At 40.3% G+C, this 16,947-nt stretch carries 15 protein-coding genes; 11 read left to right on the top strand and 4 right to left on the bottom strand.

Annotated elements, in window-relative coordinates:
* Window position 1: 1 nt before the first annotated feature.
* The 6 genes from LWH95_RS17890 (at window position 2) to lpdA (ending at window position 10,444) form a co-directional block, all read left to right on the top strand.
* Complete coding sequence (locus LWH95_RS17890; RefSeq protein WP_269802392.1) at window positions 2–3,847, top strand: alpha/beta fold hydrolase; 3,846 nt, start codon at window positions 2–4, stop codon at window positions 3,845–3,847.
* 53 nt (window positions 3,848–3,900) lie between these two features.
* Window positions 3,901–4,992: a serine hydrolase domain-containing protein gene (locus LWH95_RS17885; protein ID WP_032732067.1), complete on the top strand. Its 1,092-nt coding sequence runs from the start codon at window positions 3,901–3,903 to the stop codon at window positions 4,990–4,992.
* Window positions 4,993–5,487: 495 nt separating this feature from the next.
* A complete protein-coding gene (gene pdhA / locus LWH95_RS17880) occupies window positions 5,488–6,603 on the top strand; it encodes a pyruvate dehydrogenase (acetyl-transferring) E1 component subunit alpha (RefSeq protein WP_003238806.1) in 1,116 nt (371 codons plus the stop codon).
* Between the two features lie 3 nt (window positions 6,604–6,606).
* A complete protein-coding gene (gene pdhB, locus LWH95_RS17875; protein WP_003238805.1) occupies window positions 6,607–7,584 on the top strand; it encodes a pyruvate dehydrogenase complex E1 component subunit beta in 978 nt (325 codons plus the stop codon).
* A 114-nt stretch (window positions 7,585–7,698) separates the two neighbouring features.
* Complete coding sequence (gene pdhC / locus LWH95_RS17870) at window positions 7,699–9,027, top strand: pyruvate dehydrogenase complex dihydrolipoyllysine-residue acetyltransferase (RefSeq protein WP_232920098.1); 1,329 nt, start codon at window positions 7,699–7,701, stop codon at window positions 9,025–9,027.
* Between the two features lie 4 nt (window positions 9,028–9,031).
* Complete coding sequence (gene lpdA, locus LWH95_RS17865; protein WP_003222288.1) at window positions 9,032–10,444, top strand: dihydrolipoyl dehydrogenase; 1,413 nt, start codon at window positions 9,032–9,034, stop codon at window positions 10,442–10,444.
* Between the two features lie 44 nt (window positions 10,445–10,488).
* Here the strand turns inward: lpdA and slp are convergent, their stop codons facing one another.
* Window positions 10,489–10,863, bottom strand: a complete 375-nt coding sequence (gene slp / locus LWH95_RS17860; protein WP_003238801.1) for a peptidoglycan-associated lipoprotein Slp — start codon at window positions 10,861–10,863, stop codon at window positions 10,489–10,491.
* Between the two features lie 419 nt (window positions 10,864–11,282).
* Here slp and LWH95_RS17855 point away from each other — a divergent pair, with 419 nt between their 5' ends.
* Complete coding sequence (locus LWH95_RS17855; RefSeq protein WP_003232305.1) at window positions 11,283–11,402, top strand: GapA-binding peptide SR1P; 120 nt, start codon at window positions 11,283–11,285, stop codon at window positions 11,400–11,402.
* Window positions 11,403–11,436: 34 nt separating this feature from the next.
* On the opposite strand, the gene speA is transcribed toward LWH95_RS17855, so the two are convergent.
* Window positions 11,437–12,909: an arginine decarboxylase gene (gene speA / locus LWH95_RS17850; RefSeq protein WP_232920097.1), complete on the bottom strand. Its 1,473-nt coding sequence runs from the start codon at window positions 12,907–12,909 to the stop codon at window positions 11,437–11,439.
* 184 nt (window positions 12,910–13,093) lie between these two features.
* Here speA and LWH95_RS17845 point away from each other — a divergent pair, with 184 nt between their 5' ends.
* Entirely contained in the window at window positions 13,094–13,360 is a 267-nt protein-coding gene (locus tag LWH95_RS17845) for a UPF0223 family protein (RefSeq protein ID WP_232920096.1), read from the top strand.
* Window positions 13,361–13,392: 32 nt separating this feature from the next.
* Here the strand turns inward: LWH95_RS17845 and LWH95_RS17840 are convergent, their stop codons facing one another.
* Window positions 13,393–14,031, bottom strand: coding sequence for a YktB family protein (locus tag LWH95_RS17840; RefSeq protein ID WP_003238795.1), 639 nt, complete (start codon window positions 14,029–14,031; stop codon window positions 13,393–13,395).
* 239 nt (window positions 14,032–14,270) lie between these two features.
* Between LWH95_RS17840 and LWH95_RS17835 the strand changes: the two genes are divergently transcribed.
* The 3 genes from LWH95_RS17835 (at window position 14,271) to LWH95_RS17825 (ending at window position 15,849) form a co-directional block, all read left to right on the top strand.
* Window positions 14,271–14,459, top strand: coding sequence for a hypothetical protein (locus tag LWH95_RS17835; protein WP_009967148.1), 189 nt, complete (start codon window positions 14,271–14,273; stop codon window positions 14,457–14,459).
* Window positions 14,460–14,597: 138 nt separating this feature from the next.
* Window positions 14,598–15,395, top strand: a complete 798-nt coding sequence (gene suhB / locus LWH95_RS17830) for an inositol-1-monophosphatase (RefSeq protein WP_019258302.1) — start codon at window positions 14,598–14,600, stop codon at window positions 15,393–15,395.
* Between the two features lie 25 nt (window positions 15,396–15,420).
* Window positions 15,421–15,849: a GNAT family N-acetyltransferase gene (locus LWH95_RS17825; protein ID WP_133487584.1), complete on the top strand. Its 429-nt coding sequence runs from the start codon at window positions 15,421–15,423 to the stop codon at window positions 15,847–15,849.
* Between the two features lie 73 nt (window positions 15,850–15,922).
* Here the strand turns inward: LWH95_RS17825 and LWH95_RS17820 are convergent, their stop codons facing one another.
* Window positions 15,923–16,837 (bottom strand): class I SAM-dependent methyltransferase, encoded by a 915-nt coding sequence (locus tag LWH95_RS17820; protein WP_232920095.1) that lies wholly within the window; start codon window positions 16,835–16,837, stop codon window positions 15,923–15,925.
* Between the last annotated feature and the right edge of the window lie 110 nt (window positions 16,838–16,947).

Raw genomic sequence — 16,947 nt, 5'->3', positions numbered from 1 at the left:
CATGAGGTTCAGCGTGTTAGTCAAAAATGACGATTATATAGTCACAGACCATGTCCTTCATCAAGTGCACACCGTTCCCGGCGTTACATATTTAGATTTAATTACAAGATTTTTATCTGCAAAAGGGATTAACACTAGAAGCTTTGAAATCAAACATGTATTATTTCAGGAACCGGTTGCAACTTCTGCCCAATTTGATAAAAAAGTTACCTTTCAGTTTACGGAACAAAAGAATGGATGGCTAGTTGAAACTGTTAGCAGAAAATGGATCGATAGAAATGTTGCAGATCATGAAGTGTCAGTCAATTTGCAGGCGGAAATCACCAGCGGAGGGCAACAGGGAAGCGAAAAAAAAATCCGGCCTGAGGATTTAAAGAAAGGGGCACTCCGAACAACAGATGCTGAAACCGCTTATAGTAATTTGCGGAAAGGCGGCTTAATCCATAAAGAGTTTATGAAACTAGAAGGGACAGTGTATGAAGGGAAAGATTATATTCTGGGAGAGGTCAGTTTAAGCGGACTTGCAAAAGAGTATATTGATGATTTTTATTTGCATCCCGCTTTTCTGGATGGCTCTTTAAGCCTTCTGGGAGTGCTTGCGTCTGCTGAATCCGATGCATTAAACGATGCGTTTATTCCGATTTATATTGAAACTTTTCGTTCTCTGAATAAAACGGGTGAGACTTGTTTTGTTTATATTGATAAAAATAATATCACGCAGCCGTCTTCTAAAGATATTTTATATGCGGATATACAAGTATACAACTCGGATGGTGAACTTTCTTTTTATTATGAACGGTTCGGTGTGAAAAGAGTTAGGAACGAGGAGTCAATACAAAGGCTGGAATACAAGGGAATAAAAGATGCAGAGGATAGAGACATTAAAATTGCGGATGATTCTCTCGACAAGAGTCTTATTAAACAGGTAGCGGCCATGATTCAAAAGCCCGAAGAATCTGTCAAAACTGATATCACATTTTATGAACTTGGATTAGACTCTAAACAGTTATTAAACTTGTCTAAAACATTAGAACAACTTTTGCAGACCAAGCTGTATCCAACATTATTATTTGATTACTCTACAATTGGAGAATTAACTGAATACCTGTGTGGGAAATATGGTGACAAAATCATGCCGCCTGCAGCATCTGTTACGAAAACAGATTTCAAAGAAACTTTATCCAATGAGTTGGCGTTTATTATTGGTGGTTTAACAAGGACCTCAGCATATGAAGTGAACCAATATCGGTCGTTTTATGAATTGGGTCTTGATTCAAGACAGCTATTGCAGATATCTAAAATGATAGAAGAAAAAATTGGTGCTTCGTTATACCCGACTTTATTATTTGATTATAACAATATTCATGATTTGGCAAGTTATTTAGAAGAAAAATATGAGATGGTAACACAAACGGAATCAGAAGAAGATAAAAAACAAAGCAAGGAAGCACCTGATGCAGGGCATTTGGAAAATATATATATGCAAAAAGAGTGGATCGAGTCGCCTTTATTATCTGAAGGTGTTCCTAAAGGTAATATCTTAATTTTAGATTTTGAACGATCTATGAGTGATGATATTCAAAAGTATGCAGGCAGTAAAACTGTTATTTATGCACAAGCCGATTCCGAGTATCTTAAAATAAGTGATAGGCATTACAAATTCCATCCTGAAAATCCTGAGCATTACATGAGAATATTAAATGATGTAAAGTTATCAGGACTATTTCCCGAGACAATTATTCACTTTTTGTCAAAAGAAACCCAGGATAACAGATTAGATCCGGATTTAACACACAGTTTTTATTCTGTTCTTTATGTAAGTAAAGCTTTACTGAGTCAAAAATTAACCAGCAGATTAAAATTTCTGTACATGTATACCAAATATCAATATACGAATCCGTCTTATGCGGCTGTCTCAGGCTTTTTTAAAACTTTGCAAGCAGAGCAGCCGAATATTGAATGCAAAACAATAGAGTTTACAACAAATCAAACCATCCAAATAGCACCTGTATTACTCGATGAAATAAATGGAGATTTTAATCAAACCGTTAAGTATGAAAACAATAGAAGATTTGTCTCAAAATATAGAGAAGTCCCGTCAGTAACAATGCATAAGACAGAAGCAACATTAATAAAAAACGGGGTCTACCTTGTAATTGGCGGATTAAGCGGCATTGGCTGGATATTTTCAAAATTTATTTATTCAGATATTCGCGCCAATGTTGTTATTGCTGGCCGGTCAGAACTGACTCCAAAGATGGAAGAAAAATTAGAAAAGATTCGTTCCCGCGGTATAAAAATCACCTATATTCAAGCTGACATGACAGTTAAAAAACAAGTAACCCAATTACTCGAAAAAGTCTATTCAGACTTTGCGAAAATTAATGGCGTTTTTTATAGTGCCGGTGTAATCAGAGATTCTTTTATTATGAATAAAACGGACGATGATGTACATTCGGTGCTTCAATCTAAAATAAGCGGAGTCATTCATTTGGACGAGGCACTCGCCGATATGCCTTTAGACTTTTTTGTTTTATTTTCCTCTATTTCCGCGGAAATAGGAAGCTTGGGGCAAGCAGATTACGCGTATGCCAATAGTTTTTTAGACAATTTTGCAGAATGGAGAGAATGTATAAGAAAGACAGCAGGAAGACAAGGTAAAACAATCTCTGTAAATTGGCCTTTTTGGAAAAACGGAGGTATGTCAATAGATAATGAAGTACAGAAAATTATGAAAACCCATCTCGGTCTGCACCCGCTAGAAACTTTTTACGGAATAGAAGCTATAAAAAGGTCGCTTGCTCAGACCGGCCATCAAATGATTGTGTTATATGGACAAAAAGAAAAAGTAATAACATACTTTCAACCGTTACCTTCCAGTTCAGGGGTAGTGCTTGTAAGAGACTCATCGATAGCAGCAGATATAGATGCTTCATCGTACATTCCCGAAAAAACAGGCTCTGCCGTTCAGTTACTGGGCACAGCAGACAACAGCGATCTTGATGATTATTTAAACTTTTGGAGCAGAATAAAAAAAGGTGTTCCTTCGCAAAATCATCATATAGATGCCGCTAAAAAACTGATCTCATTTTATCAGAACAGGAAAATGGAGACAGTTCATTTTCTGATAAACACTGCAAATGTGCGTAATATGGAAATAGTGATGAGCGGAAAAGGAGAAACAATTTTACTTATTTGCGGTTTTGCAACGACGGCTTATATGTGGAAAGAGCAAATAAAGGAGTGGGCGAATCATTTTAATGTAATCGTCATACACACCCCAGGTTATGGATTGAGTAAAGGAAGTGATGATTTTACATTGAGTGGTTTAAGTAGTGCTTTTATTGAGGTGTTAGAAGATATAGGAGTAACATGGCCAATTCACATTGCAGCAGCTTCTTGGGGAGGAATGGTAGGGCAAAGAATAGCCTATGAATATCCTGAAAAAGTGAAAACACTGACTCTATCAGGCGGTTACACCACCTATAAAGAAGATCCTGACCATAGTGTGGAGGAAAAGCTTAAGGAGGATTTTGCAAACATCGGTAGATTGAATGAATATGAAATGTTATATAGCAATCAATTTTTAAATGCATCTATTGAGCACTTCATGGAGATTCATAATAGAGAAGGTTATTCTACTATAAGTTTTTTAAAGGAGATTAAAACAAGAACACTTATACTTACAGGTGAGAATGAAGCTGTTGTTGACATAGAGGAGACAAACTTGCTTCAGAAATATCTTACAAATGCCGTTTCAAAGGAAATCGAAGGAGCGGGACATCTTCCTAATGTTACACATCCAAGAGAATTTAATAAGACTGTCATTGATTTTATAAAGAATTGAACATATTTATTTAGAAAGTCTAAAACGATAATTCTATAAGGGGAGAAACAACTGTGAAACATACATTGAGTAATCCAGCTTTTGATACCAAGCAAATTGACGCGCTTCGCCGTCACTATCAGACTATGATAGATGATGGAGACTTACAATGTGCAAGTTACATTATGTCAAGGGGCGGAGAAATCTTTGCAGCCGATTCGCTTGGAGAGTTTCTGGGTAAAGAGAATGAGACGAAAAAATTCAAACTTGATTCAATCAGAGAAATTGGTTCTCTAACAAAAGTCTTTACCGCAATTGCTGTTATGCAGCTGGTGGAAAAGGGACTGCTCGACTTAAAAATGCCTATTAAACTATTTCTCTCTGCATTTGATAAACCTGGATTTAACGAAATTAAAATACTTCATCTGCTTACTCATACGGCAGGATTGGCTTTTGATCTGGATCTTCAAAAGGCAAATGGCATTGACTTAACAAATGAGGATGAATGGGTCGCTTATCTGGTCAATACGCCTCTAGAGTACAAAGTTGATGAGGCCTGGAATTATTCCAGAACTGGATTTGTTATTTTAGGAATAATCATTTCAAAAGTAACCGGTATGTCTTACGAAGAGTATGTGACAAAGCATATTATTAAAGCGCTTGGTATGGATAGAACATTTTTTTATGTCCCTAATGCTTTAAAATCTGAAGTTTGTATTATCAATAATAACGAGAGTGAGCAGCTGGTTGAAGAACGACACCCCTACTTTCCGAATAAAGCGACTACAGGGCTGTATTCGACATTGAAAGACATTTGGAAGCTGGCAGAAATGTTTAGAAATAAAGGCCGGTTTGAAGAGAAGAAACTACTTGGTAAAAAAACAGTCGAGTCTATGTTGCGAAATCAAATAAAGGAGGGACTTCCCTTTTACTTCTTCGGAGCTCCGAGAGAAAAAGGGGATTTTGGTTTAGGAATCAATCTATGGCCTGCCGGGGAACATTATTTTATGAGTGAAGGAACCTTTTCGCATCTCGGAATGGGGTGGTGCGGTCTTTTTTCAGATCCGGCAGAAGAGTTTACGTATGTGTTTTTCACGCCGATTTCAGAGTTTAATCCTCATGCTGTTTTAACTCCGCTGAACATTGTGTGGGCTGGCATTGAATAAACGGATAACAGATTAAAATTAGTAAAAGTATTTTTGGGTTCCGCCTGCCAAGCAGGCGGAACCCAAAAATACCTCCTCTTTATTCACACTGCGTTTACTTCCCCGACACTTTACGGTTCGTAACAGCTCATTAAAAAACTTATTTTATTTTTTTCACTTTTTTAACTGTATTACAACATTCCGTTTTTATAATACAGTTTCGCATCTTTTATAGTACAGTTTTTTTCGTGCTCTCCCTATTTTCAAAGCGGTTTCAATTTTAGTTTATAAATAATTGACGGCTCTGTGGAATTGCTGTAAACTATGTTTGTTGATTATTGTACTAATAAAAAAGTTATTTTTATTAGTACAGTTTAAACGTCATTATCTTTGCTTATTTTTTGTGATTTTCTGAATGATTAATTTTAGAATTGCAGAGCATGATAAGACTGTTTTTAATACGGATTATGAACGGTATCAAACCCCGTTTAAACAAAAGAAGAGGTGGTTTAAAAGATGGCTGCAAAGACAAAAACTTCAATTGTTGATAGCAAAAAACAATTTGACGCTATTAATAAGCAGTTTGAAACGTTTCGAATTTTAAATGCTGAAGGAGAAGTCGTAAATAAAGAGGCAATGCCCGATCTTTCAGACGATCAACTAAAAGAATTAATGAGAAGAATGGTATACATCCGCATTTTAGACCAGCGTTCGATTTCTCTATCACGTCAAGGACGTTTAGGTTTCTACGCGCCTACAGCAGGTCAAGAGGCTTCTCAAATTGCATCACACTTTGCCCTTGAGCAGGATGACTTTATTCTTCCTGGTTATCGTGATGTCCCTCAGCTGATTTGGCACGGACTTCCTTTATACCAAGCGTTCCTATTCTCAAGAGGTCATTTTAAAGGCAACCAAATGCCTGAGGGAGTAAATGCGTTATCACCTCAAATTATCATCGGCGCACAAATCATTCAAACAGCAGGTGTAGCTTTAGGACTTAAAAAGCGAGGTAAAAAATCGGTAGCGATCACTTATACAGGAGACGGCGGAGCTTCACAAGGTGACTTTTATGAAGGGATGAACTTTGCCGGAGCATTTAAAGCGCCAGCGATTTTCGTCGTGCAAAACAACCGATATGCGATTTCAACGCCTGTAGAAAAGCAATCATCAGCACAGACAATTGCCCAAAAAGCAGTTGCAGCCGGTATTACAGGTGTTCAAGTTGATGGAATGGATGCCCTGGCTGTTTACGCTGCAACAGCAGAAGCACGCCAACGTGCAATTAACGGTGAAGGTCCGACCTTGATTGAAACTCTTACATTCCGTTACGGACCACATACAATGTCTGGAGACGATCCGACTAAGTACCGTACAAAAGAAATAGAAAACGAATGGGAACTTAAAGACCCGCTCGTACGCTTCCGCAAGTTCCTAGAGAATAAAGGGCTATGGTCTGAAGAAGAAGAGAATAAAGTCATCGAACAGGCTAAAGAAGAAATCAAACAGGCCATCAAAAAAGCTGACAGCGAACCAAAACCAAAAGTAACAGAGTTAATTGAGAATATGTTCGAAGAGCCGACATTTAACTTAAAAGAACAATTTGAAATTTACAAAGAAAAGGAGTCGAAATAAGCCATGGCGCAAATGACAATGATTCAAGCGATCACTGATGCGTTACGCACAGAACTGAAGAACAATGAAAACGTTCTGCTTTTTGGAGAGGATGTAGGCGTTGCAGGGGGCGTTTTCCGGGCAACTGAAGGCCTTCAAAAAGAATTCGGTGAGGATCGCGTATTTGATACGCCGCTTGCAGAGTCTGGAATTGGCGGGCTTGCTCTCGGCTTAGGTTTGCAGGATTACCGTCCTGTTATGGAAATCCAATTCTTTGGATTCGTTTATGAGGTAATGGATTCTATTTCTGGACAAATGGCCCGTCTTCGTTACCGTTCTGGCGGACGCTGGACTTCACCTGTAACAATTCGTTCTCCGTTCGGCGGCGGTGTTCATACTCCTGAGCTTCATGCTGATAGCTTAGAAGGTCTTATTGCACAGCAGCCTGGTATCAAAGTTGTCATTCCGTCAACTCCTTACGATGCCAAAGGACTTTTAATTTCTGCAATCAGAGACAATGATCCTGTTGTTTTCTTAGAGCACATGAAGCTTTACCGTTCTTTCCGTCAGGAAGTTCCTGAAGAAGAATACACAATTGAGCTTGGCAAAGCTGACGTGAAACGTGAAGGTACTGACCTTTCAATCATCACTTACGGCGCAATGGTTCATGAATCATTAAAAGCTGCTGAGGAGCTTGAGAAAGACGGCGTTTCTGCTGAGGTAATTGATCTTCGTACTGTCAGTCCACTTGATATCGATACAATCATCGCATCTGTAGAAAAAACAGGCCGCGCGATTGTAGTTCAAGAGGCGCAAAAACAGGCCGGTGTTGCTGCTAATGTGGTAGCAGAAATTAATGACCGTGCGATCTTGAGCTTGGAAGCACCTGTACTTCGAGTGGCTGCGCCTGATACAGTATTTCCTTTCTCCCAAGCAGAGAGCGTATGGCTTCCAAACTATAAAGACGTTCTTGAAACAGCAAGAAAAGTACTTGAATTTTAATCAAATTGCATAATTCAGAGGGAAGATGGACGTTTTCCCTCCATTATATATCTGTTTTCAATGCTTACGATGTAAACTTTAAAATTGCTTAATCAAACTAGGAGGTCGAAAACTGTGGCATTTGAATTTAAACTTCCAGATATCGGGGAAGGTATCCACGAAGGCGAAATCGTAAAATGGTTTGTCAAGCCTAACGATGAGGTAGACGAAGATGATGTACTGGCGGAAGTCCAAAATGATAAAGCAGTAGTAGAAATTCCTTCACCTGTTAAAGGAAAAGTATTAGAATTAAAAGTTGAAGAGGGAACGGTTGCAACTGTTGGACAAACGATTATTACGTTTGATGCACCTGGGTACGAAGATCTTCAATTTAAAGGAAGCCATGATTCAGGGGAGGCAAAAACTGAGGCACAAGTTCAATCAACTGCCGAAGCGGGACAAGATATCTCTAAAGAAGAGCGTCCGAAAGAACCTGCAAAAGCAACTGGCGCAGGACAGCAGGATCAAGCTGAAGTTGACCCGAACAAACGCGTGATCGCTATGCCTTCTGTACGTAAATATGCTCGTGAAAAAGGCGTAGACATCCGTAAAGTAACTGGTTCAGGCAACAATGGACGTGTTGTAAAAGAAGATATCGACAGCTTTGTAAACGGAGGAGCGCAAGAAGCTGCGCCGCAAGAAACAGCTGCACCACAAGAAACAGCTGCTAAACCGGCTGCTGCACCAGCTCCAGAGGGCGAATTCCCAGAAACACGCGAAAAAATGAGCGGTATCCGTAAAGCAATTGCGAAAGCGATGGTTAACTCTAAACACACTGCTCCTCACGTAACGTTAATGGACGAAGTGGACGTAACAAACCTTGTTGCACATCGTAAACAGTTCAAACAGGTTGCTGCTGATCAAGGAATCAAGCTGACTTACTTGCCTTACGTTGTAAAATCTCTTACATCTGCACTGAAAAAATTCCCTGTTTTAAACACGTCAATTGACGATAAAACAGATGAAGTAATCCAAAAACATTACTTCAACATCGGTATCGCTGCAGACACTGAAAAAGGTTTGCTTGTACCGGTTGTGAAAAATGCAGATCGTAAATCTGTCTTTGAAATTTCTGATGAGATCAATGGCCTTGCAACAAAAGCTCGTGAAGGCAAGCTTGCTCCAGCTGAAATGAAAGGCGCATCTTGCACAATTACAAACATCGGTTCTGCCGGCGGACAATGGTTCACTCCGGTTATCAACCATCCAGAAGTTGCGATTCTTGGTATCGGACGCATTGCAGAAAAAGCGATTGTTCGTGATGGCGAAATCGTAGCAGCTCCAGTCTTAGCTCTTTCTCTCAGCTTCGACCACCGTATGATCGACGGAGCAACTGCGCAAAATGCATTAAATCACATCAAGCGTTTACTGAACGATCCACAATTAATTTTAATGGAGGCGTAATGTTATGGTAGTAGGAGATTTCCCTATTGAAACAGATACTCTTGTAATTGGTGCGGGACCTGGCGGCTATGTAGCTGCCATCCGCGCTGCACAGCTTGGACAAAAAGTAACAGTCGTTGAAAAAGCAACTCTTGGAGGCGTTTGTCTGAACGTTGGATGTATCCCTTCAAAAGCGCTGATCAATGCAGGCCACCGTTATGAGAATGCAAAGCATTCTGACGACATGGGAATCACTGCTGAAAACGTATCAGTTGATTTCACAAAAGTTCAAGAATGGAAAGCTTCTGTTGTAAACAAGCTTACTGGCGGTGTAGCAGGTCTTCTTAAAGGCAACAAAGTAGATGTTGTAAAAGGTGAAGCTTACTTTGTAGACAGCAATTCAGTTCGTGTTATGGATGAGAACTCTGCTCAAACATACACGTTCAAAAACGCAATCATTGCAACTGGTTCTCGTCCTATCGAATTGCCAAACTTCAAATATACTGAGCGTGTCCTAAATTCAACAGGCGCTTTGGCTCTTAAAGAAATTCCTAAGAAGCTCGTTGTTATCGGCGGCGGCTACATCGGAACTGAGCTTGGAACTGCGTATGCTAACTTCGGAACTGAGCTTGTTATTCTTGAAGGCGGAGATGAAATTCTTCCTGGCTTCGAAAAACAAATGAGCTCTCTCGTTACACGCAGACTGAAGAAAAAAGGCAACGTTGAAATCCATACAAATGCGATGGCTAAAGGCGTTGAAGAAAGACCAGACGGCGTAACAGTTACTTTTGAAGTAAAAGGCGAAGAAAAAACTGTTGATGCTGATTACGTACTGATTACAGTAGGACGCCGTCCAAACACTGACGAGCTTGGTCTTGAGCAAGTCGGTATTGAAATGACGGACCGCGGTGTCGTGAAAACTGACAAACAGTGCCGCACAAACGTACCTAACATTTATGCAATCGGTGATATCATCGAAGGACCGCCGCTTGCTCACAAAGCATCTTACGAAGGTAAAATCGCAGCAGAAGCTATCGCTGGAGAGCCTGCAGAAATCGATTACCTTGGTATTCCTGCGGTTGTCTTCTCTGAGCCTGAACTTGCATCAGTTGGTTACACTGAAGCGCAGGCGAAAGAAGAAGGTCTTGATATCGTTGCTGCTAAATTCCCATTTGCAGCAAACGGCCGTGCGCTTTCTCTTAACGAAACAGACGGCTTCATGAAGCTGATCACTCGTAAAGAGGACGGTCTTGTGATCGGTGCGCAAATCGCCGGCGCAAGTGCTTCTGACATGATTTCTGAATTAAGCTTAGCGATCGAAGGCGGCATGACTGCTGAAGATATCGCGATGACAATTCACGCTCACCCAACATTGGGCGAAATCACAATGGAAGCAGCTGAAGTAGCAATCGGAAGTCCGATTCACATCGTAAAATAATGCTCATATCAAAAACAGCCCTCGCTCAAAGCGGGGCTGTTTTTTTATTTTGACAGCACATGCTGTAATGGTTTAATGATGTCTTCTTTCTTTTTCACACATCCCTCGATTTTCACCACGACATGGCGCTGATCCACAACCATAAGGGTAGGGACGGTTTCAATCTCATCTTCCCAGCCCTCTTTGTTATCATAGACCTTCATTTTATCTATTTGCTCAGGATAATCTTTTTCTAAATCAAGCAGTGCATCATAATATGGCGCTTCCTGGTCAATTTGGTTTTCATCAGAAAAAAACAGGATTTGTGTATGATGAATGTTGTCAATCCGGCTTTTTTTCATCGGATTGATGGTGGAAAGCGTACAGCCCGATAAAGCAAATACTATTATCAGTATGGGGAATACCGCGCGATATCGCATCTATCTTCTCCTCTGTATAAACAATAGTAAACTAGTTTTAGTTTATCATGAGAGGCGGCTTAAACTGCTTCTTGTTACCTAATTGTTATATAATTGAAACCGTTTTTAAAGTGACATTACATATCATATCAATCGTTTAAAATAGCGATCTGGGGGTATATAGGATTTATCGCTGTAGTTCTTCAATAAACGTTCAAGAAAACATGAAATTATAAATGTGTTTTGGCATATGTATCGATTAAAGCTGTTGAATGAAGAAGATATAGTGTGATGGAAGACGAAAAAATATGCTATATATAAGGGTATAGAAATAAATGTGTTATACAATTTGTTGTTGACATTTTAAATGTGACATATTAATATAATAGCAACAAAAGAAATTAAGCGTTTTCAAATTTCAAAGAAATGGGGAATGAGAGATGGGTACGATTGTTTGCCAAGATTGCAACGAAGCCATTCATTACTTTGAAGATGAGAAAGTGACAACATTATACGGAACATGCTGCGGACAATGTCAATGTCCTGTTGATGAAGAGTAAAAAAAGCATGCGGCTCAAGCCGCATGCTTTTTATTTATTGAATCGCTTTTTGCTCTTTAATGACCCGGATCATGTTTAGCGTCGAGTCCTCAGGCCCTTGAACAGGGAGACCTGCGTCGAGGTTCTTGAAAATGTAGCTGATGTTTTCTTCTGTAATAATCTCACCTGGAATGAAGATTGGAATACCAGGCGGATATACCATGACAAATTCAGCGATAATCCGTCCGGATGCTTCTTTTAATGGGATGACTTCCGTATTTGCATAGAAAGCATCACGCGGTGTCATTGCCAATAAAGGAATTTCCGGAAGCAAAACCTCAGTTTGCTGATGTGTTACATCTTGTTCTGACATTTGATGTGCGATCTCCGTTAAAGCCTCTACAAGCCGGTCTGCATCATTTTGGCTGTCACCAGGGGTGAAAATACACAAAATATTGTACAGATCAGAAAGCTCAACTTCAATATTAAAGGATTCACGAAGCCATTTTTCAACGTCATGACCTGTAAGCCCAAGATTTTTGACAGAGATAATCAATTTTGTCGGGTCATAGCTGTAAGCTGCTTTCGAACCAAGCATCTCAGAACCGACACAATAAATGCCTTCAATCTGATTGAGGCGATCTCTCGTCTGGTTGGCAAGCTTCAGTGTCTCCTCAGCAAGCTGATGGCCTTCTGTTGCAAGGCGTTTTCTGGCAACATCCAGAGAGGCGAGAAGCAAGTAAGATGTTGACGTTGTTGTCAGCATGCTCAGGATGGATTGCACTCTGTCTTTAGATACAAGGCCTTCTCTCATGTTTAAAATAGAGCTTTGTGTCAGTGATCCGCCCAGTTTGTGGACACTTGTCGCTGCTATGTCTGCTCCTGCCTGCATAGCTGAAAGCGGCAATTCATCGTGAAAATGAATATGAACGCCGTGTGCTTCATCAACAAGCACCGGCACATCGAACGAATGAGCGAGTTCTACGATGCTTTTTAAGTCGGCTGCAACACCGAAATATGTCGGGTTGATGACGAGAAGCCCTTTTGCATCTGGGTGCTCGGTAAGTGCCCGTTTAGCAGATTCGAGTGTAATGCCGTGGGAGATGCCCAATTCATTGTCAATTTCAGGATGAATAAAGATTGGGATCGCTCCGGAAAATACAATAGCTGTCATAATTGATTTGTGCACATTTCTTGGAATAATAATTTTATCTCCAGGTCCGCAAACAGCCATCACCATTGTCATAATGGCGCCGCTTGTTCCTTGAACAGAAAAAAATGTGTGGTCCGCGCCAAATGCTTCAGCCGCCAGATCCTGTGCTTGTTTAATGATGCCTTTTGGCGCGTGCAGGTCATCTAATGGTTCAATATTGATTAAATCTATGCTTAACGCGTTTTCACCGATAAATTGTCTGAATTCTGGGTCCATTCCTGCCCCTTTTTTATGGCCGGGAATGTGGAATTGAACAGGCTGTCTGCTTGCATGCTTTTTCAGTCCTGTGTATAAGGGTGTTTCATGTTGCGACAATTGTTTTCCCACCTTTGTAATCATACCTATGCATAATAGTGTGTATTAAAATCAGTTTCTCAACCGTTTTTTAGACGTAAAACAAATGAATTATATTATGAACTTGAAAGAATGTAAAGAACAATTTATGATCAAATGAAGATGCTTTCTCTTAAGGGAAGCAAATCTATAAGGAGTGAAGAAAATGGAATACCAATATCCGATGAATGAAGATTGGACAACCGAAGAAGCAGTAGATGTGATTGCGTTTTTCCAGCAGGTTGAGCATGCATATGAAAAAGGCGCAGATCGTGAAGAGCTGCTTAAAGCTTACCGCCGTTTCAAGGAGATTGTCCCGGGGAAGGCCGAGGAGAAAAAGCTATGCAGCGAGTTTGAAAAACAAAGTACATACTCTCCTTATCGTACGGTCAAACAAGCAAGAGAGTCTGATCAGGCGAAGATTAAGATGTAAGAAAAAGAGCCGGGTGATATCCCGGCTCTTTTTTATGCTTGTGATACTTTTTGGGTAAAACGGTACAGAAAAGCAAGCTGCTGGAAGGCATCGTCGATACGCTGAAGGAATTCCTGGTTATTCATATTCAGCACTTCTTCTTTTTGAAGCTGGATGCCGCATAACAGCTCGGCTTTCTTTATAGTCTGCAAACGCTCAAACAACGTCTTTAGCTGTTCCTTGTCCATTTCAGACTGCTTATGTACTCCCGGTTTTGTGTGATCTGCGGACCAAACGAAGCTGTCTGGAATATTCTTGGTAATCGTTTCCTGATTCGCTTCAAGCAATTTGCCGTATTCTTCTTTGATAGGGGATTCATAAATAATCGCGAACCACACAAATACGTGGCTTTCCCATAAACCAATCTGAAAATGCGGCAGTTTTTTATAGCCTCTTTTGCTGTTTGCGAACGCCACCCAGCTGTCAGCAGGGGGATTGACGGATCTTCTTGCGTGCTTTGCCACATGCGGAAACATTTCATCTCCGGTTAGAGCTGATAAAGTTGGGGCAAAATGTTCGCCTAGAGCTGTAAGCTTCGGACGGACCGTCTCTTTTAATACTTCCATGCGCGCGTCTAAGCCTTCTATTGTAAATGTGTTAAAGTCTTCCTCCGTAAAACGCATTTGTGTCATGATTTTCCTCCTTCATGCTAAGTATACATATTTTATCACAGTTAGGACGAGCGGCAAAAAGATTGAGCGCGTTTGAAGAAAGGGGAAATGTGGTAATAAATGAGTAGGTAAACACACAATTTTCAGAATCATGTTACGCGTAAATAGAACAATCATACGATATAAGAAGTAATCATTGTTGAATGGCAAAATGGGATGCTTTTTTACAAACAAATGATCTCTGGAAGGGGCGAAAGACAATGAGGCAAGTTGTGAAAGAGGGATTTAAGGAAGAGAAAAACAATCGTGTAGCTGTCTGGAGACTAGAGGTTGATTATGAATTGGCAACCCTATATGAAGCAATGCAAAAAGAAAATGAAGAACAGATTGAGCAAAGCAAAAACAAACTTGAGCGACTCAGAAAAGAATGGATTCGTCTTAACGGGTAAAAAAGCGATAGTGAAAACGAACCGCGTGAATGGTTCGTTTTTACATGAGAAGGGATATTTTTCATTTTCCTTGCTTTTTCACCGCCGTTATCAGTATCCTATAAAATAAAGGTCTACATAGAAGAGAGGTACGCACGAATGACAAATTGGACGGAAATTGATGAAATTGCAAAGAAATGGGTAAGAGAAGCAGGCGCGAGAATTAAACAATCCATGCATGAAAGCCTGACAATTGAAACGAAATCAAATCCGAATGATTTAGTCACCAATATTGACAAAGAAACGGAAAAGTTTTTCATTGACCGCATTCAAGAAACGTTTCCGGGACACCGCATACTCGGCGAAGAAGGGCAAGGGGACAAACTCCACTCACTTGAGGGAGTCGTCTGGATTATCGACCCGATTGACGGGACGATGAATTTTGTGCACCAGCAGAGAAATTTCGCAATTTCAATCGGAATTTTTGAAAACGGAGAAGGGAAAATCGGGTTAATTTATGATGTGGTGCATGATGAGCTGTATCACGCATTTAGCGGCAGAGGAGCTTATATGAATGAAACGAAGCTGGCTCCCTTAAAAGAAACCGTCATTGAAGAAGCGATTCTTGCCATTAATGCGACATGGGTAACGGAAAACAGAAGAATTGATTCAAGTGTGCTAGCGCCCCTTGTGAAAAGAGTCAGAGGCACACGCTCCTACGGTTCTGCCGCTTTAGAGCTGGCAAATGTCGCGGCAGGAAGAATAGATGCTTACATCACGATGCGGCTTGCGCCATGGGATTATGCAGCCGGCTGTGTGCTGTTAAATGAAGTAGGAGGCATTTATACGACCATTGAGGGAGAGCCGTTTACCTTTTTAGAAAATCACAGTGTGCTGGCCGGAAACCCATCTATACATAAAACGATATTTGAAGAGTATCTTCATGCTGGAAAGTAGGCCTTTTGAACAGGATGACCTCAACTTGTTAGAGAAGCTCGCGGAGGCTCATCCTGTATGGAAAGAGGAGGAGTTTGGGGAGAAAGATGCAGAAAGCTATATAATCTCCTATTCCATGTACAACGGGTCATGGCTTGTATGGGAAGAAGACGGTCAGCCTGTTGCCGTTAGCTATCATCTCGAGTGGGCGCCTTCCAACGGAAAGCCGTGGCTTGGAACAGTGCTGGTAGACCCGGCTGAAGAAAAAAAGGGACATGCGAGGATAATCATTGAACGGATCAGCAAATCGCTTAGAGACAAACATAAAGCGATGTTTGCGGCAGTTCCCATTGACCGTAGTGAATGGATACTGTTTTTGAGCCAATGCGGCTTCGAACAGCTGAAAACGGAAAATGATGAGAAAGGCAAATCATTTTTGATCCTGGTAAAGCCTTTAGCGGAAGCTGCCGTATGATGACGGCAGCTTACTTTTTTTATGCCAGTACCATAAAAAGCCTCCCAAAAATTGAGAGGCATCTGTTAAAAAATTATTTTTTCACGGCATGAATATAATGAATCGCTTCAAACGCTGACAAATAGTCTGTTCGATTGCCAAAGAAAAGGCCATTAATGTCGGCTGGTGATAGATGTTCATAGATCAGCAAACCTGATGAATCTAACATTTTTTCAATTTCATCATAAGTAAAACAAGATTTCATCGGTTCTCCGCTTGCAGCAGCCATCTTCACCATATGTTCAACTCTATTTGATGTTCCTTTTGCTGTAAAGAGTGTTTCGTCCGCATAATCAAAAACGATAGAGCTCCCTGGTGGGACATGAGAAAATAAATTGCTGATCAAGCCTGCATTTTCTTCTCGTGTTAAATAATAAGACACTCCCAGAAGGCTAAAGAATGTTTTTGTGTTTTCAAATCCTTTATCTATAAGAGGCTGATACGAAAACGTTTTGGTAAAATCCATAGGAACAAAGTGAAGATGTTCAGGCAATGTCAGATTTGCATCTTTTAGCTTATTTTTTTTGAATTGCTGTGTAGCCGGATGATCAACCTCGAAAACTTGTAAGCTGTTTTCCAATTCAGGATGCCGAAAACAGAAAGTATCGAGCCCGGCCCCAAGAATGACATACTGTTTTGCTCCAAGCATCAATTCGTTGTGTAAGACTTTTTCGCAATACGAAGCACGTGCTAAGGGCGTGGGCGACAGCTGGACTTGCGTAACCCATTTTAATATTTCTTCGGGATCATTTTGCAGGCGTTCAGCAATCTCTTTGTTGAAAAACGTGATTCCTTGAATCATATTCTCGCTGATGTCGGAAAACTCTTTTTCGTTAATAAGCTCTTTTGCAATAAAATCATCAAAAATGAGAGGCGTGTCATATCGGCTGTGATACGCACGGGCAAAAGCTGAAATCAAAGACGTTAAGCTGGACTCATTTTTCCTCATGAAATGATCCTCCCATAAAAAAATAAGATTCCCCTGGCCAGGAGAATCTTATTATACATATAAATATATTAATAGTAAATTATAGAATAAATAAAATTTTTTGTAAATGT

The sequence above is a fragment of the Bacillus sp. G16 genome (assembly GCF_021282335.1).
Taxonomy (GTDB): domain Bacteria; phylum Bacillota; class Bacilli; order Bacillales; family Bacillaceae; genus Bacillus; species Bacillus inaquosorum.
This window is presented reverse-complemented; position numbering and strand designations above follow the sequence as displayed.